The sequence below is a fragment of the uncultured Paraglaciecola sp. genome (assembly GCF_913020055.1).
In the GTDB taxonomy this organism is placed as follows: Bacteria; Pseudomonadota; Gammaproteobacteria; order Enterobacterales; family Alteromonadaceae; genus Paraglaciecola.
Window position 1 is genome coordinate 34,962 of record NZ_CAJWCF010000005.1, and the last position, 24,215, is coordinate 59,176.

Annotated in this window: 19 protein-coding genes and 1 pseudogene; 6 read left to right on the plus strand and 14 right to left on the minus strand. The window is 41.0% G+C overall.

The window, feature by feature from the left end; genetic code table 11:
- Positions 1 to 3: 3 nt before the first annotated feature.
- The 10 genes from tolB to aspS form a co-directional block, all read right to left on the minus strand.
- A complete protein-coding gene (gene tolB / locus QZ488_RS02070; RefSeq protein ID WP_293745975.1) occupies positions 4 to 1,374 on the minus strand; it encodes a Tol-Pal system beta propeller repeat protein TolB in 1,371 nt (456 codons plus the stop codon).
- Positions 1,374 to 2,267 (minus strand): cell envelope integrity protein TolA, encoded by an 894-nt coding sequence (tolA, locus tag QZ488_RS02075; protein ID WP_293745976.1) that lies wholly within the window; start codon positions 2,265 to 2,267, stop codon positions 1,374 to 1,376. Before tolA ends, tolB begins: the two co-directional genes overlap by 1 nt.
- A gap of 8 nt (positions 2,268 to 2,275) precedes the next feature.
- Positions 2,276 to 2,698 (minus strand): protein TolR, encoded by a 423-nt coding sequence (tolR, locus tag QZ488_RS02080; RefSeq protein WP_293745977.1) that lies wholly within the window; start codon positions 2,696 to 2,698, stop codon positions 2,276 to 2,278.
- A gap of 11 nt (positions 2,699 to 2,709) precedes the next feature.
- Positions 2,710 to 3,420, minus strand: a complete 711-nt coding sequence (gene tolQ / locus QZ488_RS02085) for a protein TolQ (protein ID WP_293745978.1) — start codon at positions 3,418 to 3,420, stop codon at positions 2,710 to 2,712.
- Positions 3,410 to 3,814, minus strand: coding sequence for a tol-pal system-associated acyl-CoA thioesterase (gene ybgC / locus QZ488_RS02090; protein ID WP_293745979.1), 405 nt, complete (start codon positions 3,812 to 3,814; stop codon positions 3,410 to 3,412). Before ybgC ends, tolQ begins: the two co-directional genes overlap by 11 nt.
- 606 nt (positions 3,815 to 4,420) lie before the next feature.
- On the minus strand, positions 4,421 to 5,428 hold the full coding sequence (ruvB, locus tag QZ488_RS02095; protein ID WP_293745980.1) for a Holliday junction branch migration DNA helicase RuvB: 1,008 nt from the start codon (positions 5,426 to 5,428) through the stop codon (positions 4,421 to 4,423).
- 98 nt (positions 5,429 to 5,526) lie between these two features.
- Positions 5,527 to 6,150 carry a Holliday junction branch migration protein RuvA gene (gene ruvA / locus QZ488_RS02100; RefSeq protein WP_293745981.1) on the minus strand — a complete coding sequence of 208 codons (624 nt, stop codon included), beginning with the start codon at positions 6,148 to 6,150 and terminating at the stop codon, positions 5,527 to 5,529.
- A 42-nt stretch (positions 6,151 to 6,192) separates the two neighbouring features.
- Positions 6,193 to 6,714, minus strand: a complete 522-nt coding sequence (gene ruvC / locus QZ488_RS02105) for a crossover junction endodeoxyribonuclease RuvC (protein WP_293745982.1) — start codon at positions 6,712 to 6,714, stop codon at positions 6,193 to 6,195.
- A 51-nt stretch (positions 6,715 to 6,765) separates the two neighbouring features.
- Positions 6,766 to 7,215, minus strand: a complete 450-nt coding sequence (nudB, locus tag QZ488_RS02110) for a dihydroneopterin triphosphate diphosphatase (RefSeq protein WP_293745983.1) — start codon at positions 7,213 to 7,215, stop codon at positions 6,766 to 6,768.
- A gap of 21 nt (positions 7,216 to 7,236) precedes the next feature.
- Positions 7,237 to 9,003 (minus strand): aspartate--tRNA ligase, encoded by a 1,767-nt coding sequence (gene aspS / locus QZ488_RS02115; protein ID WP_293745984.1) that lies wholly within the window; start codon positions 9,001 to 9,003, stop codon positions 7,237 to 7,239.
- Positions 9,004 to 9,227: 224 nt separating this feature from the next.
- Between aspS and QZ488_RS02120 the strand changes: the two genes are divergently transcribed.
- From QZ488_RS02120 to QZ488_RS02145, 6 genes and pseudogenes are all read left to right on the plus strand, one after another.
- A complete protein-coding gene (locus tag QZ488_RS02120) occupies positions 9,228 to 10,121 on the plus strand; it encodes an ABC transporter ATP-binding protein (protein WP_293745985.1) in 894 nt (297 codons plus the stop codon).
- 12 nt (positions 10,122 to 10,133) lie between these two features.
- Positions 10,134 to 13,691, plus strand: a complete 3,558-nt coding sequence (locus tag QZ488_RS02125) for a M1 family aminopeptidase (RefSeq protein WP_293745986.1) — start codon at positions 10,134 to 10,136, stop codon at positions 13,689 to 13,691.
- 267 nt (positions 13,692 to 13,958) lie between these two features.
- Positions 13,959 to 15,182: a CaiB/BaiF CoA-transferase family protein gene (locus QZ488_RS02130; protein WP_293745987.1), complete on the plus strand. Its 1,224-nt coding sequence runs from the start codon at positions 13,959 to 13,961 to the stop codon at positions 15,180 to 15,182.
- 111 nt (positions 15,183 to 15,293) lie between these two features.
- On the plus strand, positions 15,294 to 15,473 hold the full coding sequence (locus QZ488_RS02135; protein ID WP_293745988.1) for a hypothetical protein: 180 nt from the start codon (positions 15,294 to 15,296) through the stop codon (positions 15,471 to 15,473).
- Positions 15,474 to 15,485: 12 nt separating this feature from the next.
- A pseudogene (locus QZ488_RS02140) lies at positions 15,486 to 15,821 on the plus strand (DUF6265 family protein); the annotation flags it as partial.
- A 132-nt stretch (positions 15,822 to 15,953) separates the two neighbouring features.
- On the plus strand, positions 15,954 to 17,600 hold the full coding sequence (locus QZ488_RS02145) for a response regulator (protein WP_293745989.1): 1,647 nt from the start codon (positions 15,954 to 15,956) through the stop codon (positions 17,598 to 17,600).
- Between the two features lie 27 nt (positions 17,601 to 17,627).
- On the opposite strand, the gene tilS is transcribed toward QZ488_RS02145, so the two are convergent.
- The 4 genes from tilS to rnhB all read right to left on the minus strand — a co-directional run bounded on the left by tilS (position 17,628) and on the right by rnhB (position 24,205).
- Positions 17,628 to 19,010 carry a tRNA lysidine(34) synthetase TilS gene (gene tilS / locus QZ488_RS02150; RefSeq protein ID WP_293745990.1) on the minus strand — a complete coding sequence of 461 codons (1,383 nt, stop codon included), beginning with the start codon at positions 19,008 to 19,010 and terminating at the stop codon, positions 17,628 to 17,630.
- A 75-nt stretch (positions 19,011 to 19,085) separates the two neighbouring features.
- A complete protein-coding gene (accA, locus tag QZ488_RS02155) occupies positions 19,086 to 20,042 on the minus strand; it encodes an acetyl-CoA carboxylase carboxyl transferase subunit alpha (protein WP_293745991.1) in 957 nt (318 codons plus the stop codon).
- Positions 20,043 to 20,098: 56 nt separating this feature from the next.
- Positions 20,099 to 23,611, minus strand: coding sequence for a DNA polymerase III subunit alpha (gene dnaE, locus QZ488_RS02160; protein WP_293745992.1), 3,513 nt, complete (start codon positions 23,609 to 23,611; stop codon positions 20,099 to 20,101).
- Positions 23,612 to 24,205 carry a ribonuclease HII gene (gene rnhB, locus QZ488_RS02165; protein ID WP_293746024.1) on the minus strand — a complete coding sequence of 198 codons (594 nt, stop codon included), beginning with the start codon at positions 24,203 to 24,205 and terminating at the stop codon, positions 23,612 to 23,614.
- Positions 24,206 to 24,215: the final 10 nt, after the last annotated feature.

A 24,215-nucleotide genomic window follows, 5' to 3' on the forward strand; every position in this document is an offset into this window, starting at 1 on the left:
ATTTTAACGTAAAAATGGTGACCAAGTCGGAGCCTTCACCTGACCGTTGGCCGCTGGCAGTAGCGCTTTAAATCTGCCATCCAAAGACACCAAAGACAAAACTTGTTTTCCTTGATGCAATGTACTGTAAATAATCATACTTCCATTAGGAGCAATACTTGGCGATTCGTCTAAATAGGTTTTAGTTAAAACCTGTAGATTACCATTTGTCAAATCTTGACGTGAAATATGATAATTGCCACGAGTACGATTAACCATCACCATTTGTTTGCCGTCTGGGGTAATAGTCCCCCCTAAGTTCATTTCACCTTCAAAAGTCAAGCGACGAACCTTACCTGATGCTAAAGTTACGCGATATATCTGAGGTTTACCACCCCGTTCTGAACTAAATATTAAGCTCTGACTGTCTGGAGACCAGCTTGGTTCCGTATCAATTGCTCTGTTTTTTGTTACTCTGCGCAGCTGTTTACTCGCAATATTCATCACATAAAGTTCTGGGTTACCATCTTTTGATAACACCATAGCCAGTGTTTTTCCATCAGGAGAGAATTTTGGCGCACCATTAATTCCTGGAAAATTGGTCATTTGTGTTCTACTCATGGTGTAGATATCTTGAATAAAAATTTGTGGACGTTTATTTTCAAAACTTACATAAGCCAATTTAGTGCCATCGGGAGACCAAGAAGGAGACATTAACGGCTCGGGCGATCGCAACAATGTGGTTTCGTTGGCACCATCATAATCAGACACGACTAATTGAAAGGGCAAATCATTCACCTTTGTATCTCTTACAATGACATAAGCGATACGTGTTAAAAATGCCCCTCGTTCACCGGTTAGCTTCTCGTACACGACATCACTTATGCGATGTGAATGTCGCCTAAAATCATTACCAGAAATAGTCATCTTACTGACAGCCAATACGTGGTCGTTACTAGTAATTAGTTTACCGCCACTTAACACCTGAGACTGACCACCGGTAATTTGACCTCGTAATACATCGATTAACTCATAAGACACGGTGTATCTATCAATGCCTGATAGTTCCACTTTGCCGACCAACACCGCTTCTATACCTTGTGAGGCCCAAGCGCTGTAGTCCACTTCTTTATCTGCAGTGGGGTATTGCGGCATATCACTTGCGTCGATGGGATTAAATTTACCACTACGACGTAAATCAGCCGCAATAACATTTGTCAGTTTTTCTGGCATAACACCTTCGCCAACCCACTTAAAAGGTACGACTCCTATTGGTCTTGAGGTATCTATACCTTCAGTAATAACAATTTCCAGAGCAGAGAAACTGGGAAAACTAATTGATAAAATAAAAAATGAAAGCAATAGTTGCTTAGTTATTAACATAGGTTTAAACATTATATTTCCGGTGCAAAAGTAAAATTGATATCGCGTAATTTTTCATAAACATCAGGCTCATCAGAAACTGGTAATTCTACTGCTTTGAGAATTGCAGTTTTACCTGCCCTACAAACCAATGGATCACCACCCAGTTCCTTAACTTGAATCACTAAACCATTAGAAGCTAAGCGAATATTAAAACGACAAGATTGGCCTTTCATAGCATCATCAACAATTAAGTTTCGTTGAATAGTCTGTTTGATTAGCGCTTGGTATTTTTGTACTTCAGTCAAAACTTGTTTGTTTCTTTTTTGTTGTCTGACCGCTTGTTCTGCCTCAAGCTGCTCTTCAAGCATTTTTTCTTGTGCGGCCTTATCCTTTGCTTCTTGACGCTTTCGTTCTGCGTCTTTTAAGGCTTTTTCTTCTTGTTCGCGTTTTGCTCTAGCTTTCTTGGCTTGATCATCAGCTTTTTTCTTTTCTAACTCTTTACGTTTACGATCATCTTCAAGCTGTTTGGCTTTGGCTTTTTCCTGTTTTTGTTTTTCTCTTGCTGCCACTGCAGCTTGTTCAGCTTTTTTCTTGTCTAATTGCTGTTTTTTAGTTTCTGCTTTCAATTTTGACACTTCGGACTCTTGTTGCTTGCGTTTTCTTTCTGCAATAGCAGCTCTACGCTCGAGTTCTTTTACCCTATCTTCTTCTTTTATACGTTTGGCTTTTTGTTGGTCTTTCACTTTTTGAACTTGTTTTTGCAGTTGACTCTGGTCAATTACTTTAGCTTCAATAATGGGCTCAGGATTAAATGCTTCAGGCGCCACCTTGGGCAAAGAGAAATGCCCACTTACCAGTAAGGTCGCAATAACCGCTATATGCATAAACAACGAAATAGAAAACGCAATACGCAACTTAGACATATGGTTTGTTATTCCTCAGGCGGCGCGGTCATTAAGCCGACAGAAGGCGCACCGGCCCTTTGTAATAAAACCATTAACTGCACAACTTGACTGTAAGCTACCGCGCCATCACCTTTAACAACTACAGGTGTTTCAGGTTCAACTTGAAGGTGTGCAGCCACTAAAGTCGCCAAATCTACTGCTGACATTGGTTCTTGCTGACTGTCACCCACATTCAAAAAATATTGGCCTTGCGCATTAACAGATGCCACTAGAGGAGGTTTGGATTCTTCGTCCAAGGGTTGAGCTTGAGCTTTGGGCAAATCCACTTTCACACCTTGAGTAACAAGTGGCGCCGTTACCATAAAGATAATCAGCAACACTAACATTACGTCAATATATGGAACCACGTTTATTTCTGAGACAGGGCGTCTACGTTTTCTTACATACATAGTCAATCAGCCTAAGCAGCAGGTTGGGTAGGGTGAGCCGTATCTGCACTTGAGGACAGTGCTTGCCTATGTAAAATACTGGAGAATTCCTCCATAAAATTGCCGTAGCTATTTTCAAGTTTTTCTACTTGATGACTAAACCGGTTGTAAGCAATTACCGCTGGTATTGCAGCAAACAAACCCATAGCTGTAGCAATCAATGCTTCGGCAATACCTGGCGCAACCATTGACAAGGTAGCTTGTTGTTGCCCACCTAAAGCAATAAACGAATTCATTATGCCCCACACAGTGCCAAACAAACCAATATAGGGACTAATAGATCCTGTTGTGGCTAAGAAAGGTAAGCGGCTTTCCAAACGATCTATTTCACGAGATAAAGACACCCTCATAGCTCTTGAAGTACCTTCCATAACCGCATCTGCTGGTGTGGAAGGGTTTTTACGTGACCGAACAAATTCTTTAAAGCCAGCACAGAACATACTAGCCATGCCTTCTAGAGATTGGCGTGCAGCTAATTCTTGATAAAAACGGTTGAGATCAACACCTGACCAAAATTTATCTTCAAATTTTTTCATTTCAGAACGAGCAAAATTTAACGCTCGGCTGCGTTCAAATATGAATGCCCATGAGGCAACAGATGCCGCAAGTAATAACAACATAACCAGTTGCACAAGCAAACTGGCTTCAAGAATAAGATCAACAAAAGATAACTCAGATGGCACTTGAAAATTCCCCTAAAATTTTGTCAGGAATAGCTTGTGGTTTCATACTAGATAAATTGACACAAGCCACTCTGATTAACGCACTGACCAAACACTTTTCGTTTGGACTTATTATTATTTGTTTGAATACTAAACTAGCACGCTTTAATTCTACTATTTCAGACTGAATACACAACAATTCATTGAAACGAGCAGGCGCATGATTGTCCATTTCAACACGTTTGACGACAAAACCCACAGAATGTTCCAAAAGAATGTCTTGCTCTGTGCCCATTTGCCTTAACCACTCGGTTCTGGCGCGCTCTAAAAACTTCAAATAGTTAGCATAATAAACTATGCCTCCCGCGTCGGTGTCCTCGTAATACACTCGCACATTGTGACTATGTTTGTTCATGGTAAGTTACTTTTATAGATGCTAAGAGAATAGTTATTACTTTTACATACCTAAGTCTAAGGTATCAAATATCCCAACCTGTGAATCTTTATGCTAACAAACAATATGAAATGCTGAACTGAACATTTACTTCACTGAAAAACTTTCTTATTTATCATGATTTTAGCAGAAACAAAGACATACACTCTAACGATATGAACACTTTTAAAATGAATAATTATTCAATTAAATAGAACTAACACTTAACTAACAAAACACTAACAAGCAATAGTAAAATTAATAGTTTAAAAATCAAACGAATTAAAATACCCTTTATTATTCAGTAGGTTGGAAACAAAATAAAGCGAAATAAACATTTTATTTACATTTTTGATTAAAACACATTAGATTTTCTAATCCTTTGATTAATTTAATTCAATTGAACCTTTGGTTTATTTAACTAGAATACGTCTTGTTTTCTGAACTGCACATTGTTTTCCAAATGAGGCAAACGATGAAGTAAATAGTTTATTTGACATGTTCCCTGGATTTATTTCCTTTAACACTAGTTGTTTGGCCCACATTTATTATGTGGGCTTTTTTTTTGCCTGAAGGTTTTAGAGTCAATTACTCTGCTGAGTAATCTTTACCAAAGTGCAAGAAAGCACGTTGTGTAGCAATACGCCCCCTAGGAGTACGTTGCAAAAATCCCTGTTGGATTAAAAAGGGTTCAATCACATCTTCGATGGTTTCTCGTTCTTCACCAATGGCCGCAGCGAGGTTATCCAGACCCACAGGCCCACCCATAAATGTTTCAATGATAGCCAACAGTAACTTTCGGTCCATATAATCAAGACCTTCTTTATCGACATCCAATATGTCCAACGCTTGACTGGCGACCTCTAGGGTAATATTTCCATCGGATCTGACTTCAGCAAAGTCTCTCACTCGACGTAATAGGCGGTTGCTTATTCGAGGTGTACCTCTGGAACGTCTGGCAATTTCAAGAGCACCTTCTTCGTTTAGGTTTAGGTTCAAATAACTCGCCGAGCGTTTTACAATTTGTGTGAGATCCTTAATATTATAAAATTCTAGACGCTGCACTATGCCAAAACGATCTCTAAGAGGCGAAGTTAACGAGCCCGCTCTTGTTGTTGCACCTATTAACGTAAAAGGCGGCAATTCCAATTTTATTGAGCGCGCTGCTGGGCCCTCTCCAATCATAATATCCAGTTGGTAATCTTCCATTGCTGGATAAAGAATTTCTTCTACAACTGAACTAAGACGATGAATTTCATCAATAAACAACACATCGTTTTCTTCAAGGTTTGTCAAAAGTGCGGCTAAATCACCGGCTTTTTCAAGCACAGGTCCAGAGGTGGTTTTAATATTCACCCCCATCTCGTTTGCCACAATATTTGCTAAGGTAGTTTTACCTAAACCAGGAGGACCAAATATGAGTAAGTGATCTAAGGCATCGCTACGTTTTCGCGCTGCCTCAATAAAAATTTCCATTTGTGAGCAGACATGATCTTGACCAGTATAATCAGCCAACATTTTAGGTCGTATGGCACGATCAACTACTTCATCTTCGTGGCTGGCGGTAGGTTTTATTATGCGGTCTGCTTCAATCATGCGGTGTTTTACTAATCGTTATAAATAGTGTTTTTTTATACAGTAACAAAATTATTGAAAGCCGTCTGTAAAAGACTGTTCTGTTTAATTTCTTTTTGTTAAACCATGGCTCGTAGCGCTTCTCGAATAAGTGTTTCGCTACTTATTTCTTCTTTATACACTGCGTTTATCACTCTAATCGCCTGTGGGGGTTTGTATCCCAAAGCAATCAGTGCACTTAACGCTTCTTCTTTTGAATCGGTACGTTGCACAAAGGTATTTTCTACTGGCAAATCTGGTGTCAGATGAACTGTATCTGTATATCCCTGTTCTTTTGCTAACTTACTTAATCTATCGCGCATTTCAATGACTAAACGTTCTGCGGTTTTTTTGCCCACCCCGGGAAGTTTGGTTAACCCTGTCACATCTTCCATACTCACACATTGCATAAACTGTTGGGCGTTCATACCAGATAAGATAGTTAACGCTAATTTTGGCCCTACTCCGCTGGCTTTTATTAGCTCGCGGAATACCGCTCGTTCTTGTTTATTGGCAAAACCAAACAACAACTGGGCATCTTCACGCACTACAAAATGAATACACAAATTGGCTTCTTGGCCAATTTCGGGCAACTGATAGAAACTGGTCATAGGCACTTGTACTTCGTACCCCACGCCCCCTGCTTCAATCAGAATTTCAGGTGGCTGCTTTTCAATCAAGATGCCACGAATATTACCTATCATTTTGTTTCCTTGGGTTTTAAGTCTTTTGCTCGTAGTGGCAGCTTATCTCAAGCGACCACGTACCGTTTTTGTAGCTTGGCCAGACATTTTTATCAAACTTTGTTGGGTGTGATTGTGACACAAAGCCACAGCCAGAGCATCAGCAGCATCGGCTTGAGGATTGGCTGCCAAGCCTAATAAATAGGTCACCATATGCTGAACCTGAGATTTATCCGCACTGCCTTTTCCCACAACGGATTGTTTGATTTGTCTTGCTGAATATTCGGCAACAGGTAAATCAAAAAAAGTAGCAGCCACAATCGCCGCACCTCTTGCTTGACCGAGCTTTAATGCTGAGTCAGGATTTTTTGCCATGAACACTTGTTCGATCGCAAACTCAGTAGGTTGGAATTGGTTGATAATTTCTCTCACGCCATCGAAGATTTGTTTTAACCTTGGCGCAAGCTCATCGCCTTGTAACCGAATACAACCACTGCCGATATATTCAGATTTTTGGCCCACTTTTTTTATCACGCCGTAACCGGTAATACGAGAACCGGGATCAATTCCCAAAATAATCGCCATTAGATCATCGCTCGAGTTGTCGTAGTTAAAGACTTAAGCTGACGATTGAATTTATTGATTGGCATCTGGTACATATAAAGAGATTGCCTCGCGGTTAGTGTCCGACCACACTTTTTGCATTGCACAGTGTTTGTCTAGCCATAAATAGGCAGAGTGTTCTGTCAAACTTATCACTTGGTCGTCGGCGACTTCAACCGCGAATACGTGTTCTGTGTTGAAAGGGGTGTCAGGGGGATAGCGGTGTTTCCATCTATCGCGAATTTCATAGGTATTAATTTTTTGGCAATCGATTAATTGATAGACCTTTTGAGTAATATCGATGCTAGTTTCTTCCAACACTTCGCGGCGTGCCGTTTCGCAGGGTTTTTCCCCCAGCTCTAGCGTTCCAGTTACCGATTGCCAAAATTCAGGATCATCATTTCTTTGCATCACCAACACCTGCCCTGACTGGTTATATACAACCGTCAGGGCAGATTGAGGAATACGGTATTTTGCTTGCATTGTATTAGTCGACTAAATCGATTAATCCGCTTTTTTTTCTATTACCGTTTGAATTGAAAGCTCTTTGAGTTGTTCTGGGTTGGCTTCGCCAGGTGCGTCTGTCAAAGGACAAGCCGCAGTGTTGGTTTTAGGGAACGCCATCACATCTCGAATAGAGGTTGCACCTGTCATCAACATCACTAAGCGGTCTAAACCAAAGGCTAGGCCAGCGTGAGGCGGCGCACCAAACTTAAGAGCTTCTAACAAAAACCCAAATTTCATTTCGGCTTCTTCGTCACTAATACCTAACAATGAAAATACTTTAGCTTGCATATCTTGTTGATGAATACGTACCGAACCACCACCCAACTCACAGCCATTTAACACCATGTCGTATGCATTAGACAACGCACCAGCTGGATTAGCAGCGAGTTCATCAGGAGTCATATCGCGAGGAGCAGTAAAAGGATGATGTAGTGCATGGAACTGCCCATCAAATTCTTCAAACATAGGGAAGTCGACCACCCAAAGTGGTTTCCATTCACCTTCTAACAATTCTAAGTCTTCACCTAGTTTTAATCGAAGGGCACCCAAGGCTTCTGTCACAACAGTGTTAGTGTCAGCACCAAACAGCAGAATGTCACCGCTTTGTGCACCACTGCGTTCAACAATACCTTTAGCCACGTCTTCAGTTAAAAATTTAAGGATAGGTGATTGCAACCCTTCCATTCCGGCGTCTAGGTCGTTGACTTTCATCCACGCCAAACCTTTAGCGCCATAAATGCCTACAAACTTACCGTAGTCATCAATTTGTTTACGTGACAACTTTGCACCGCCAGGCACACGAATCACCGCAACACGCCCTTTCGGATCATTTGCTGGACCAGAGAACACTTTAAATTCAACGTCGTTAAGCAAATCTGCTACATCAGTCAATTCTAATGGATTACGTAAATCAGGTTTGTCGCTTCCAAAGCGGCGCATCGCATCCGCGTAAGTCATACTAGGGAACTCGCCCAAATCGACTGACAACATTTTTTGGAACAAGTCACGTACCAGACCTTCAGCAATCGACATCACGCCATTTGCATCTAAGAAAGTGGTTTCAATATCGATTTGGGTAAATTCAGGCTGACGGTCAGCACGTAAGTCTTCATCACGGAAACATTTTACGATTTGGTAATACTTGTCCATGCCTGACATCATCAATAATTGTTTAAACAATTGTGGTGACTGCGGCAAGGCAAAAAATTGGCCTTTGTGCGTACGGCTAGGGACTAAATAATCACGTGCGCCTTCTGGTGTGGCTTTGGTCAAGATCGGGGTTTCGATATCTAAAAAACCATCACTCTCAAGATAGTTACGTACACTGCTAGTCACTTTAGCTCTGAATTTTAAACGGTCACTCATCAAAGGACGACGTAGGTCTAAATAACGATATTTCAAACGCTGCTCTTCAGAATTTTCTTGGTTCCAATCTAGTGGTAACGGAGCGGCTTTATTTAAGATAGTTAAAGATTTACCCAGCATTTCAATTTCGCCGGTCGACATATCTTTGTTCACTTGGCCTTGTGGTCTGGCTCGAACTAAACCTGTGAGCTGAACACAAAATTCATTTCTTAGAGTCACGGCCGTATCAAAAACATCGACTAAATCTGGGTCAAATACCACTTGCACCACACCTTCGCGGTCTCTTAGGTCGAGGAAAATAACCCCTCCCAAATCTCGGCTGCGATTGACCCAGCCACACAAAGTGACAGTTTGTCCGATATAAGATGAATTGATATTGCCACAATAGTCCGTGCGCATGAAAAACGACCTCTAAAAACGTAAACACTGATGAAAAAATAAGGCCGCGAAGTATATACCCAAACCACCTTAAAATACACGCTTCAGGTGGCTTGGATATAAACTGAATCGACATCAACACGAATTAAATTATTTGTTTTAGTAAGAAAATGTTGCATCCATAGACTATTGAAAATTAATTCTGCATATTTATCCCCATAAAAACTAAAAACAGGGATAAAGGCATGCTAAAAATAAAAGATATATCAAAAACTTACGACAATGGGGTAAAAGCCCTTAACAATGTCAACTTGGATATTCCAAAAGGCTTGTTTGGCTTGCTTGGGCCCAATGGAGCGGGAAAATCTAGTTTGATGCGCACTATTGCCACGCTTCAGCAACCCGATACAGGCAGTATTCAATTCGATAAAATCGATGTGCTGACCCAGCCCAACGAATTACGTCAACGCTTAGGTTATTTACCACAAGATTTTGGAGTGTACCCCCGTGTTAGTGCTTACGACTTATTAGATCATTTAGCTATTCTTAAAGGCATTGATAACAAAGGGGAACGCAAAGAAGCAGTTGATGGCTTATTGGCTCACACAAATTTGTTTCAACACCGTAAAAAAGCGGTCAGTGGCTTTTCTGGGGGCATGCGCCAACGTTTTGGTATCGCTCAGGCGTTATTGGGCGATCCAGATTTACTGATTGTAGACGAACCCACAGCTGGTCTTGATCCAGAAGAGCGTAATCGTTTCCATAATCTTCTTGTGACTTTAGGCGAAGAGAAAGTCATTATTCTATCGACCCATATAGTCGATGACGTATCTGAGCTTTGCCCGAACATGGCTGTTTTGGGTAACGGGCAAATTTTACTTCAAGGTAATCCAGTGGATATTACCGCCGACTTAAACGGACAAATTTGGCGTAAAACAGTGTCAATTGATGAAGCAGCAATATTAGAGAATACGTTGCCTGTTATCTCAAAACGTCTGTTTGCTGGTCGCACCGTATTGCATGTTCTGGCGCCTGATGCGCCTGAGGGTTTTGAAAGTACCCCTGCGACTCTAGAGGATGTATATTTTTCTACCTTACATAACTCTCGACAAAACTCTCATTCAACCCAAGTAGCATAAGGAAGCTCTGTTATGTTTACTCAAATGTTAAGGTTTGAATGGCGCTATTTTACTCGCCAGCCCTCTTTTATCGTGACTTGTTTAGTTTTTTTCTTATTGCCATTCCTTGCCATCACCATTGATGGAGTGCAAATTGGTTCAGGTGGAAATGTGTTGTTTAACAGTCCCTTTGCTGTTAGCCAAACCATGCTAATTTTTGGCCTGATTAGTATGTTTATGGTGGTCAATTTTGTAGCCAGTACTGCCACACGAAACCATACATCTTTCATGTCAGAGATTATTTATACCAAACCCATCAAACCTTTAAGTTACAACCTTGGACGGTTTTTTGGCGCTTATTTAATATGCCTAGCCGTATTTGCCATGGTGCCATTAGGTTTATTTATAGGCAGCTTAATGCCTTGGATCGATGGCGAAAGAGTTGGCCCAAATAGTTTGATGATGTACTTACAACCCTTCTTGATTTTTTCCACCACCACTATTTTTGTTCTTGCAACTTTATTCTATGGGGTCACTAATTTCTTTAAAAGTGTGATGGCTGGTTACATCTGTGCCTTGGGTTTGTTTATTTTATATTTCGTTTCAGGGCAAGTATTTAATGAACCCGAGCAACGAACCATAAGAGCATTACTTGACCCATTTGCCATAGGTTCATTTCGCGAATATACACGCTATTGGACAGCCTTTGAAAAGAACGCATTATTACCCGTTCTTGAGGGTGCAATATTACAAAACCGTTTATTGTGGCTAGCGGTGGGAAGCTTTATTCTTCTGACCGCAGGTCGACTGTTTAAGCCGTTAACGCTAAGCGCAAACAAAACCAGCAAAAAATCCAAGAAAGAAAGAATAGACGTTATTCCTGCCAACAGTAATATTGCGATTAAGGCCTCATCCAAAAACGGTTTTGCGCAATTTTTCATTCGCACCAAATTTGAAATTAAGCAGGTAATGCTGAGCCCAGCATTCCCTGTTTTATTGCTGTTTTCAGCCTTTCAACTTATTGCCGGCTTTCTTAACATAAATGGAGCTTTTGGCGCCCCAAACTGGCCACTCACTCAAACCTTAGTGCAAATCATTGTGGGTGCTTTTAGCCTAATGACGATTATTGTCATTACCTATTACACAGCAGAAGTGGTTTGGCGTGAACGTACTGTAGGTATGGGCGATATTATCGACAGTATGCCCGTACGCAACGTCACTTTTTGGTTATCAAAATTACTTGCAGTGATGTTAGTGATTGTATCGCTGCATTTTGCAGGATTGGTCATCGCTATTGTCAAACAATTGCTTTCGGGTTATGAAAACATTGAGTTCGGGCAATATTTGATCAGCTTACTGTATTTTGCTGTGTTGCCCTTTTGCCTACTCATAGTATTGGCGTTTTTACTCCAAGTATTAAGCCCCAATAAATATGTGGGCATGTTAATTTTTGTTGGCTACATAATTGTATCCAGTGTGTTTGGTCAAATAGGCATTGAACACAACATGTTTAATTTTGGCACCGCACCTGTTTTGCAATACTCAGATTTAAATGGCTATGGCTGGTATATACAGACTCAGAATTGGTACATGCTTTATTGGACAGCTCTGTCAGTGGTGTTGGGTGTGATGAGTTATGGTATGTGGCAAAGGGGCCCTCAGGCATCGCTTAAACAACGTTTTAGTTTGTTAAGTTATCAGCTAGGTAATCAAGGCAAAAGTATTGCAGCGGTAGCATTAGTCATATTTATATCTACAGGTGGCTATATTCATTACAACACCAAAGTGTTGAATGATTTTTATGGCCAAGATCAGATTTTGGATACACAAGCCGATTACGAAAAAGATTACATTGAATTTCGTGATGCACCTATGCCAAGTGTCGTAGCCATTAATGCCACAATAGATGTTTTCCCCAAAGAGCGACGTATCCAAGCCAACGCCTCCGTCAATCTGATTAACCGCACAGACCAGCCCATCAGTCGTTTTCTGGTGAATATTCCACGCTTCACAAAAGACTATAATGTAGTGATCCCAGGTGGTGAATTAGGTGAAACCAACACCAAATACAACCTTGCATGGTTCGAATTTACTCAGCCTATGGCACCTGGTGAAGAGCGCACCGGTCAACTGAATGTTATCCGAGCTCACCAAGGGTTTAAAGACAGAGGTGAAGACAATACCTTAGTGAAGAACGGTACGTTTATAAACAACTTCGAATTGTTCCCATCTTTTGGTTTCAACGAAGGTTACCAAATAAGAGATCAACATGAACGCCGTAAACGAGACTTAGAGCCTTTACAGCGGGCATATAAACTTGAAGATACTAGCCGCTATACGGAAAGTTTTTTTGGTAGTGGTGTCGAGTTTATTGATTTTAGTGCCACAGTCTCTACAAGCGATGATCAATTTGCCATTGTGCCTGGATATTTGCAAAAAGAATGGCAACAAGATGGCCGCAATTATTATAGATACGAGATGGACGCCCCGATGGTCAACTTTTTTAGTGTGATGTCGGCTAACCTAGAGAAGAAAACAGTCGAACATGATGGGATTAATATCGAGGTCTACTACCATAAAAATCATCATTGGAATGTGGACAGAATGATTGAGTCTAGCCAAGACTCTCTCGACTACTTTCAAAAAGTATTTAGCCCTTATCAACACAAGCAATTAAGGATTATTGAGTTTCCAGGTTACCGTGGATTTGCACAAAGTTTTGCAAACACTGTGCCCTATTCCGAAAATATTGGTTTTATTTCGGACTTACGTAACCCTGAAGATATTGACCCAGTTTATTATGTCACTGCTCACGAAGTGGCTCACCAGTGGTGGGGGCATCAACTCAACGCTGCCAATGTGCAAGGTAGCGCGGTATTGTCTGAAACCTTATCGCAATACAGCGCGTTAATGGTCATGAAGAAAAAGTATGGTGAAATAAAGCTACGTAAGTTTTTAACCCATGAATTGGATCGTTATTTAAGAGGTCGCAGTGCAGAACGGATTGAAGAAATGCCACTGCTACGCGCAGAAAACCAACAATACATTCATTATCAAAAAGGCTCTATAGTGATGATGGCCTTGGTTAACAAACTAGGTGAAGAGCGTCTTAATAAAGCCTTACAAGCATTGCTATACGAATATCAGTTTAGAGAAGACTTGTACCCTACCACTTTGGACTTGGTGAGACATTTAGATAATGTATCGAACGAGGCAGAACAGGCTTATATTAAAGACTTGTTTGAGCAAATCACTATTTACGATTTGCGCGCCAAAGAGGTGGTAAAGGAAGAGCTTGAAGACGGCAAAACCAAGGTTATATTAACGGTATCTGCACAACAATTTAGTGCAGATGGAAAAGGACAAGAAACCGAACAGCCTTTTAATGAAGAGGTTGAAATTGTTTTGTTTAGCGACGATCCAAACAAATTTGATGCCGACAACAAAGTGATTTACCAAGGATTGCATCGTATAGAAAGTGGCGACTCAGTGATCGAACTAATAGTAGATGAAGTACCTGGTTTTGCAGGTATTGATCCATTTGTACGTTTTATTGACCGAGACACTGGCAATAATATTATTAAGTTGTAATGCTAAAAACTTGTTAAGCTAAGCCCTCATTTTGAGGGTTTTTTTTTGCAACCCAATAAATGACACAGCAACATGACGACTATTTAGTGGAGCCAGCCCATCTCAACTTTGTTAAATTTGCAGTACACCAATGAAAACAAGTGAAGGTTTATAATTCAGTTGGTGTTTTTAAAAAAGTTAATCAACTGTGCGGCTATTTAAAAACCGCAAAATTTATTTAGTCAGCCTGTTTGCTGTCACTCAACTACAAAAACCTAAGAGCAACTTATGCCATCACCATTGTCACATATACGCGTACTAGAACTCAGTCGTATTTTAGCGGGGCCTTGGGCCGGACAAATGTTGGCGGACTTAGGTGCAGAAGTGATTAAAGTAGAAAAGCCGATACAAGGTGATGACACTCGTCACTGGGGTCCCCCTTATTTAAATAATCAACAAACTGAAAACCCAACAGATTCAGCATATTTTTTATCGGCCAATCGAGGTAAACGCTCGATTACGGTCGATATACATCACCAAGATGGACAAGCCGTTATTCAGCAACTTGTAGAAAGCTGTGATGTCCTGATAGAAAACTTTAAGGTAGGCAGTTTACAAAAATACCACCTAGACTTTGCTAGCTTATCAGCGATTAATCCTAAATTGATTTATTGCTCTATCACAGGTTTTGGCCAAGATGGGCCTTATGCTCAAAGAGCCGGATACGACTTTCTGTTACAGGGTATGGGCGGACTAATGAGTGTAACGGGGCAGCCTGATCATTTACCTGGTGGAGGCCCACAAAAAGTCGGCGTGGCTTTAACCGACATCATGACAGGAATGTATGCCACCACGGCTATACAAGCGGCAATAATTGAGCGAGAAAAATCTGGTTTAGGTCAACATATTGATCTGGCTTTACTTGATGTACAAGTTGCGTGTTTAGCCAATCAGGGTATGAACTATCTGGTTAGCCAAGACATTCCTAAGCGCATGGGTAATGCCCACCCTAATATTGTGCCCTACCAAACGTTTCAAACAGCGGATGGCTTTATCATTTTGACCGTTGGTAACGACTCACAATTTGCAGATTTTTGTGAGGTAGCGGAATGCCAAGCGTTAATCCAAGACCCTCGCTTCACCACTAATCAAGCAAGAGTGCGCAACAGAGAAATTGTAATTGAAACATTGGCAGAAATCATCAAAGCAAAAAGCAGTGATGTTTGGTTACAACAACTAGAAATAAAAGGCGTTCCATGTGGCCCAATCAACGACATTGCGCAAGTATTCGATAACCCACAAGTTAAACACCGCAATATGCTAGGTGAACTAAACCACCCCGAAAATGGCAAAGTACCAACAGTCGCCAACCCTATTAATTTTTCACGTACCCCTATCGAGTACAATCAGGCACCTCCGAATCTTGGAGAACATACGGAAAATGTGTTGTCAGAGCTATTAGGTTATGACAAAAACACCATTAGCCACCTGCGCCATTCAAAAATAATTTAATTAAAGTTACGCACTGCCTAACATCAATTTTTGATGCGGATTGTATAGTTTAACCCTGATTATTGGTTATAGTCTTGGTGATTACATTCACTTCTAATCGGATTTCCAATCATGGCTAATTTTATTCGACTCACTTTTTTCCTATCGCTAATAGTTTTCACTTTTGCATTGAAGGCTCACCCTGATGAGGTGTTATCAAATACAGAGACCTTAGCTCCTGGAGCTTCCTCAGCACCCGCTTCAATTGGGGATGTAAAGTGGATATCGGGTTATTGGCAGGGTGATATCTGAGGTGGTCAGTTCGAGGAAATTTGGTCACAACCCTCGGCAGGCTCTATGATGGCTTCCTTCAAATTTATTCAAGATAATCAAGTAAGATTTTATGAATTGATGGCCATATCAGAACATAAAGGTAGTCTCATTTTACGACTCAAACACTTTGGTCGAGATCTCATTGGTTGGGAGGAGAAAGACCAAAGCATGGATTTTAAGTTGGTTAGGTTCACTAAGACTTCAGCTTACTTTGAAGGTTACACCTATAATCTGGTCAACCAGAATGAGATGCATGTCTACGTGGTAATTGACAATGACGGGGAAAAGCAAGAAACAAAGTTTGTATTTAAGCGGCGTTCACAATAAGCCAAAAAACTTTTTTATTGCAGTGTAAATTACTCATTTATTGAGCATTTATTTGCTAGACAATCAGTCCCGACAAGAATAGATTAGTTACTTAATATAAATCACTGATTTATATAACAAAGGACTGAGAAATTGATAAAAATACCCGAACAAAAATCTAATGCTGATATTGAAGTACTGATAATAGATGGCCAGGACCTAGTACATACAGTGGTTAGGGGGGCTTTGCTTGATGCGGGTATTGAAAAAGTAAAAAGTGCTCACAATTCAGACTCAGCATTAAGGTTTTGCCAAGCAACACGTTTCGATATGGTACTGATTGCCTTTGACGTCAAAAGTGACAAAGATGGTTTTAACTTATTGGAAGAAATGAAGTTCAAGGGTTACATCACTAAAACCACTTGTGTGATATTTCTAAGTGCAGATACATCTAAAGGTTTAGTCAATTGTGTAGTGGAAATGGAGCCCACTGATTTTTGGGTCAAACCACTGGATCGCTTAAAAGTTGCCAAGCGTATTGGTCAAGTTATTGCCATCGAAAAGAAACTTTACGCCTTGCGTTTTTGTTTTGACCAAGGTGAATTTCCTACGGCTATTTATTACGCTGAACGCCAGTTACAAGACTCATCTTTGACATTGTATCACCCGCATATTAATCGATTGATTGGCAGAAGTTTATTTAATATGAAGGAGTATCAAGGGGCACAAGAATTCTATGAAAATCTGGCTGAAAAATATTCTTACGCATGGGTACAGGTGGGTTTAGCCGCAACTTTACTTAAACAAAAAAAGATAGATGAAGCAACCGAATTAACCTCCGCACTGCTTTTACGAAATGATACAAAATTTGCTACCTACGACTTACTGGCGGAATATCATATTGATAATGAAGACTATCAGCAAGGGTATGAAATTATTCAAGAAGCGACTAAATTAGCTCCCCGTAGTATTGAACGAAATAAAAAATCATGGAACTTAGCCAGATTAAATCATGACAGAATGGGGCAATACCTAGCCACCAGAAATATTGCCAAATACGCTAAAAACTCGATTCATGACTCACCCGCTTTACAACTTAATGTCATCCGCTCTGGTTCAGATCTGGCAGGCACCTTATCTGAAACCGAATCAAATAAGCTGTTAATCAACACTGAAAAAACGCTAGAACTATTAAAACAAGACTTTGCTGCAGCCTCCGATTTGGGCGATCAGATCACTGTGATCGAAGTAAGACTGCTTAACTTGCGCCAAAATAAAAAACAAGCAGAACAAGTCATGTTGCAACACACTCGAGCAAGTGCCTTGAAAAATTTCGAAGACAACCTAGATAAAGTTAAAGCCTTTCATGAAGTCGGTTTGTGGGAGCAATCAATGCGTTTGCTTGAACAGATGAAAGATGAAGTTGGCAATGACTCCTTTACCGGAAAAGTGTTGAGTGAATATTTAGAGCAAGAGTCAAAAGAGCGACAAGACATTCGTTATAGCCCAAAAGAATTGGGTGAAATGGCTTCTGCCTATTATAAAAACAAACGCTATAAACCTGCTTATAACTTACTCTGCCAAGCTGCACAGCTGTCACCGAACAATCCCAACATCACTATTAGCCTATTAAAAGTATTGGCCATTTTAGCAGAAGTAGAAGGACTAACCGAAGAAGAAACGGAAAGTGTCTCCAGCTGTTTAGAGGCTTTAGAAGGAGTGACTTTGTCTGAAAGTCAACAAGTTAAGTTGGATGACTATAATCAACGAATTGATAAAGTACTTGAGACAGAGCAATAACTTAGGTTTTGGATTTAGTTACTGTGACTAGAGAGTATTTTCTAACCTTAGGCTAACCAAAAAGTCATTTTCATTTTGACATTGCGCACTTTGTCCAGGATGTAATCTTTCCTCTATTATTAGGGCCAGCACTTTTTCGTTTTGCAAAATAAATACCACTGACTCTCGTAACCAAGGGGCTATTTTCCACTGCTTAAACCATTGTTTAACGGGTTTTGAATGATCCGCACCAGCAGGTTTAAACTTTGCACCATATCCACCTAATCTTATCACCACCGCGCCTAATGCTGGGTCAATGGTTATCTGTGACTTTCCATCAACCGGCGTTTTAACTGATTTCGAAAAGAGCAGCCCCCCTAAACCATCAGGTAGCTGAATTTTTTCTTCTCCTAGCCATTCTTTGCTGTAGGCGTTGTGTTTTACTGGCACATTGATCACAAATAACTGCTGATCAAATCGCCTGAACTGCCAAGTATTCCATTGTAATATTGGTGTAGAGTCTTCAGCAGCTTCTAATAAATCAGGTGTAAGTCGACTTAACACTGCTAAAGATGGGTTTTGCATACCCAATTCGGACAACCAATAACGTACTATTTGATGTAACCATGACTGACTTAACTGCTTTAGGGCTGGCAGATGTAAACTATATACAGATGCTCTTATTTGTTTGAGCTTTTCAGCGCAGGTTTCATCCAATAAACTTTGTTGCTCGGCGCAAAGTGTGGCACTTCTAGCCACTGAACGAGAAATTTCTGGCCAACGACCTTGTAATACAGGCAATACATCATGGCGCAAAAAGTTACGTTCGAAATCCGTGTTTTGATTAGACTCATCTTCACACCATTGCAATTTATGCTGCAGTGCATAATCCCAAATAACCTGTTGCGATGAGTCTAAAAGCGGTCGATAAAATCCTACTTTTTTGTCAGATTGTAATGGGCATTGAACATTCCAAGTGCGATTCATCGAAGATAAGCCTTTAGGCCCCGCTCCCCGCTTTAACTGTAATAAAAAAGTTTCGAGTTGGTCGTCCTGATGTTGTCCAAGAAGTACTTGGCTATTAGCCGGTGCTAACGCAACTAACTTGTTATAACGCGCCTCTCTGGCTTGTGCTTCAAGACTTTGCCTCGATACCACTTCAACCGAAACATTGGCGGTTTGAAAGTCAATATGTAGGTCCGCACACACCTGCTGACAATGTGTTTGCCACTGGTCTGCATGTTGACTTAAACCATGATGAATATGAATTGCGCTGAGCTCAAAACTGAATTGAGCCTCTTGTAAAACGGAATGCAACGCGTGCAACAGAACATGAGAGTCTACACCACCACTGTATGCAACCACTAGATGTGTGGCCGACGAGAGTGGCTCACAACTTAGTTGTTCCTTCAGTGTATTTAATATGGACATAGTTCTCTGAATTATCTCAATAACAAAAAAGCCATCTTAAAAGATGGCTTATACAATCTATATAATGCTGATTATTTAACAATAACCAAAAGACATCAATCGTTCATAACGTTGGGCTAACAATTCCTCAGTAGATAAACTACCAAGCTGTGCAAGCTGCTGTTTTAGCGTAGCTTTTAAATTAGCTGCCATTGAGTCATGATCCCTATGGGCTCCGCCTAAGGGTTCATTTATAATTTGATTGATTAAACCTAATTCTTTAATTTGCCCTGCACTGACACCCATTGCTTCGGCTGCTTGTGGGGCTTTATCAGCACTTTTCCACAAAATTGAAGCACATCCTTCTGGTGAAATCACCGAGTAGGTACTGTATTGCAACATGTTAACTCTGTCGCCAACACCTATGGCCAATGCACCACCAGAACCACCTTCGCCAATTACAGTACATATAATTGGCACCTTTAAGCCTGACATAACTTTTAGATTACGGGCGATGGCTTCACTTTGGCCACGTTCTTCAGCACCTACGCCAGGATAAGCTCCAGGGGTATCAATAAAGGTAATAATCGGTAAGTTAAAACGCTCGGCCATTTCCATCAAGCGTAATGCTTTTCTGTAACCTTCTGGTTTAGGCATGCCAAAATTACGCTTAATTTTTTCTTTAGTATCACGGCCCTTTTGATGACCAATAATCATCACTGGCTGCCCATCAATTTTTGCTAAGCCGCCTACTATGGCTTTGTCATCGGCAAAGGCTCTGTCACCTGCAAGTTCATCAAAATCTGTGCAGATACGCTCTACGTAATCATAGGTATAAGGACGCATAGGATGACGCGCAATTTGAGAAACTTGCCATGCGCCTAAATCAGCAAAAATTTTCCTGCTTAATTCTGCACTTTTTTCTCGAAGTTTGGTGATCTCTTCTTCGATATTAACGTCGAACTCTCCGCCTTGATTGACTAGTCTCAACTCTTCAATCTTCGCTTCTAATTCAGCGATAGGTTTTTCGAATTCTAAAAAATTTACACTCATTGAACACCTAATAATTAATGTTTACAGCTTGTCATCAGTTCGCTTTTATTAACGAGTTAATGAAATTCTAAGTCAACTTGAGGTTTCCCTAACAGCTGTTGTAAGTCATATAGTAACTCATCTTGGGGAGTAACATACCACTGCGCGCCCAAGGTTAAATTTACTTTTGCATCTGGATGCACGTAATGTATCTGAACCGGACAACTTCCACCTTGATAAGGTTGCAAAATTGTTTGCAGTTTAGCCACAGTTGAGGAATTACACCAGCTTGATTCTAAATGTACTTGTAACCCTTTAGCATTTTTCTCACGGGCTTGTACTAAGTCCATGGCATCACGGGCCGACATTGTATTGCCACCAGAGAATTCATCAAAGCTGACCTGTCCACTTATCACCAATATTTTGTCTTCTTGCAGCAATTCTTCGTATTGCTCAAGCATATCAGGGAAAAATCTGACATCCACTCTGGCACTTTTATCATCTAATGTCACCAATGCCCAACGACGACCACGTTTATTGGTCATCACCCGTACCCCTAAAACTAAACCAACAGCAAAAGCGGTTTGATCTCGGTTGGTCGGTTTAAGATCAACTAAACGACAAGGTGCATAATGTTTAATTTCGCTCAAATATTGATTAATGGGATGACCTGTTAGATATAAACCTAAAGTAGTCTTCTCACCATCTAACCATACCTTTTCTGGCCAAGGTGGCACATCAGCAAAAGCTTGTTGCACCTCTTCAGGTTCAGTGGTCAATAAACCAAACATGTCTGATTGACCGGACGTTTTATCTTTAGCATGTTGACCTGCTGCGGCCAATGCATCGGGCAATGAAGACATTAATGAGGCTCTATGTGAGCCTAAATTATCTAATGCTCCTGCTAATACTAATTTTTCCAGTACACGTTTGTTAATACGTTTAAGGTCTATTTTGGCGCAAAAGTCGAATAAATCGCTAAACTTATCATGCTCTTCGCGCGCTTCAATAATCGCTTCAATTGGGCCTTCACCGACACCTTTGACAGCACCAATACCGTAGACAATGCGCCCTTCTTCATCAACAGTAAACTTATGACTACCGGCATTCACATCGGGAGGTAATATGGTTAACCCCATACGATTACACTCATCAACCAAAGTCACTATTTTGTCTGAGTTATCCATATCAGCTGACATTACAGCGGCCATAAATTCTGCGGGGTAATGAGTTTTCAACCATAAGGTTTGATAAGAAACTAAAGCATAAGCTGCCGAGTGGGATTTGTTAAAACCATAACCTGCGAATTTTTCTACCAGATCGAAAATTTTGATAGCTAGATTTGGATCAATTCCGTTTTCTTTAGCGCCTGTCTCAAATGATTCGCGCTGTTTCTCCATTTCCTCTAGCTTTTTCTTACCCATAGCACGGCGTAATAAATCGGCGCCGCCTAGACTATATCCCGACATTACCTGAGCTATCTGCATGACTTGCTCTTGATATAAGATAATACCGTAGGTGGGTTGTAATATTTCTTTCAAACATTCATGTTGGTATTCAGCGTCAGGGTAAGAGACTGCTTCACGTCCATGTTTACGATCAATAAAGTTATCTACCATGCCTGACTGTAACGGGCCGGGTCTAAACAGTGCCACTAATGCGATGATATCTTCAAAACTGTCTGGTTTAAGGCGTTTAATTAATTCCTTCATACCACGGGATTCAAGCTGGAATACAGCAGTAGTCTCGGCATTTTGCAGGACTCTAAAACATTTTGCATCAACCAAAGGGATAGCGGCGATATCAACATCAATACCTTTGCCTGATTTGATCATATCAGTTGCCCACTGAATAATCGTCAGAGTACGTAAACCCAAGAAATCAAACTTAACTAGACCAGCCGTTTCCACGTCGTTTTTATCGAACTGGGTAACCGGGTTTTTACCTTCGTCGTCACAATAAAGAGGTGCAAAATCGGTGATGACTGTAGGGGCAATAACCACCCCCCCAGCATGTTTACCAGCGTTACGGGTGCAACCTTCTAAAATACGACACATGTCGATAAGTTCTTTGACGTCTTCGTCTTCGTTGTATAACTCTGGTAAGCGAGGCTCTTCAACAAAGGCTTTTTCAAGGGTCATACCTGGAGTAGGCGGAATGAGTTTAGAGATCCGATCAACAAAACCATAAGGATGCCCCAGCACCCTACCCACATCTCGTACTACAGCTTTGGCAGCCATAGTTCCGAAAGTAATGATTTGGGAAACCGCGTCTCGTCCATACATTTCGGCCACATGATCAATTACCTCATCACGTCTATCCATACAAAAATCGACGTCGAAATCAGGCATTGATACCCGTTCTGGGTTCAAAAATCGTTCGAATAACAAATCATATTCAAGGGGATCAAGGTCGGTGATATCCAGTGCATAAGCCACTAATGATCCGGCACCTGACCCACGGCCTGGACCAACGGGAATGTTATTGTCTTTACTCCACTGGATAAACTCCATTACGATCAAGAAATAGCCAGGGAAGCCCATTTGGTTTATAACTTTAAGCTCTATCGCTAGACGTTCATCATATTCTGGGCGTTTCTCGATACGCACTTGTTCGTCCGGAAACAGGAATGCCAAACGTCTTTCTAGGCCTTCCTCAGATACCTTAACCAAAAAGTCTTTAATATCCATACCTTCAGTAGGAAAATCAGGCAGGAAGTAGGTACCTAGCTGCACGGTAACATTGCAGCGTTTAGCAATTTCTACTGTATTTTGGATGGCTTCAGGAATATCTGAGAATAGTTCTGCCATTTCTTCAGCTGTACGCAGATATTGCTGTTCACTGTATTGTTTAGGTCTACGGGGATCGTTTAACGTATAACCGTCGTGGATAGCCACACGAATTTCGTGAGCATCAAAATATTGTCTATCAACAAAACACACTTCATTGGTAGCAACTACTGGTAAATCGAATTGATGCGCCCAGTCTACTGCGCGGTGAATATAATCTTCTTCCCCAACCCTGCCGGTTCGGGTCAATTCCAGATAAAAGCGATCTGCAAAATGTTGCTGATAAAACTGAGTGACATTAGCTGCGATATCCATATTGCCTTTGGTCAGCAGCATACCTAAATCGCCCGATTTACCTCCAGATAGGATAATCACACCTTTGTTGTGTTCAACTAACCAATCTCTATCGATTGCCGCTCTATCTTTAATACTGCCGCGTAAATAGGCCTTAGAGATCAATAGGGTGATGTTTTTGTAGCCATCGTTATCCATTGCCAACAATGTTAGGCGAAACAACGAGTCTTCTATTTGGTCACTTTGTACCCAAAAGTCCACACCAATGATGGGTTTGATACCGTTATCATGCGCCTGACTATAGAACTTCACCAAGCCACACATGTTCATCTGGTCAGTAATAGCCACTGCCGGCATATTTAATTTTTTAACATGGGCAATAAGAGGTTTAACCTTATTTAGCCCATCCAACATGGAATAGTCGCTATGCACACGCAAATGTACAAAATCGACTGCTGGTTGCGGTGTTTGTTCTGTTTGTTCTGCTTGTTCTGTTTGCTCTGTCATTTAAACACCCGCCAATTGACCGTCACGCATAACTAGAGACTGCTGAACCGGCTTAAAACTCATTCGATATTGAGGTAATGGTCCAAGCTCCGCTAGCTTAGCCAAATGAAATGCTGTGGGGTATCCCTTATGTTTGGCAAAGCCATATTCTGGGTATTGTTGATCCAAATCCAACATTTCCTTATCCCGGGTTACTTTTGCAATAATGGAAGCGGCTGAAATTTCTGCAATTAAACCATCACCTTTGACCACGGCTTCACTCGAATAATCCCATTTTGGACAACGGTTTCCATCTACCATCACATGAGTTGGTTGTATCGACAATCCTTGTACCGCTCGGGTCATCGCCAACATGGTGGCCTGCAAAATATTTAGCTGGTCAATTTCTGCTGGACTGGCTCGGCCAATTGACCAAGCTAAGGCATATTGTTTAATTTCTGCAGCCAAAATATCGCGTTTTTTCTCAGATAATTTTTTTGAGTCTGCCAATCCAACTATTTTGTGCTTTGGATCAAGGATAACGGCTGCTGTCACCACATCACCCACTAAAGGGCCGCGCCCTACTTCATCTACGCCGGCAATAAACTGATTCATGTCCTTTTTT

Bases quoted from the DNA above. Each gene is read 5' to 3' on its own strand.
- tolB (WP_293745975.1), bottom strand. From the start codon at position 1,374: ATGTTTAAACCTATGTTAATAACTAAGCAACTATTGCTTTCATTTTTT.
- tolA (WP_293745976.1), bottom strand. From the start codon at position 2,267: ATGTCTAAGTTGCGTATTGCGTTTTCTATTTCGTTGTTTATGCATATA.
- tolR (WP_293745977.1), bottom strand. From the start codon at position 2,698: ATGTATGTAAGAAAACGTAGACGCCCTGTCTCAGAAATAAACGTGGTT.
- ybgC (WP_293745979.1), bottom strand. From the start codon at position 3,814: ATGAACAAACATAGTCACAATGTGCGAGTGTATTACGAGGACACCGAC.
- ruvB (WP_293745980.1), bottom strand. From the start codon at position 5,428: ATGATTGAAGCAGACCGCATAATAAAACCTACCGCCAGCCACGAAGAT.
- ruvA (WP_293745981.1), bottom strand. From the start codon at position 6,150: ATGATAGGTAATATTCGTGGCATCTTGATTGAAAAGCAGCCACCTGAA.
- ruvC (WP_293745982.1), bottom strand. From the start codon at position 6,714: ATGGCGATTATTTTGGGAATTGATCCCGGTTCTCGTATTACCGGTTAC.
- nudB (WP_293745983.1), bottom strand. From the start codon at position 7,215: ATGCAAGCAAAATACCGTATTCCTCAATCTGCCCTGACGGTTGTATAT.
- aspS (WP_293745984.1), bottom strand. From the start codon at position 9,003: ATGCGCACGGACTATTGTGGCAATATCAATTCATCTTATATCGGACAA.
- QZ488_RS02120 (WP_293745985.1), top strand. From the start codon at position 9,228: ATGCTAAAAATAAAAGATATATCAAAAACTTACGACAATGGGGTAAAA.
- QZ488_RS02125 (WP_293745986.1), top strand. From the start codon at position 10,134: ATGTTTACTCAAATGTTAAGGTTTGAATGGCGCTATTTTACTCGCCAG.
- QZ488_RS02130 (WP_293745987.1), top strand. From the start codon at position 13,959: ATGCCATCACCATTGTCACATATACGCGTACTAGAACTCAGTCGTATT.
- QZ488_RS02135 (WP_293745988.1), top strand. From the start codon at position 15,294: ATGGCTAATTTTATTCGACTCACTTTTTTCCTATCGCTAATAGTTTTC.
- tilS (WP_293745990.1), bottom strand. From the start codon at position 19,010: ATGTCCATATTAAATACACTGAAGGAACAACTAAGTTGTGAGCCACTC.
- accA (WP_293745991.1), bottom strand. From the start codon at position 20,042: ATGAGTGTAAATTTTTTAGAATTCGAAAAACCTATCGCTGAATTAGAA.
- dnaE (WP_293745992.1), bottom strand. From the start codon at position 23,611: ATGACAGAGCAAACAGAACAAGCAGAACAAACAGAACAAACACCGCAA.
- rnhB (WP_293746024.1), bottom strand. From the start codon at position 24,205: ATGAATCAGTTTATTGCCGGCGTAGATGAAGTAGGGCGCGGCCCTTTA.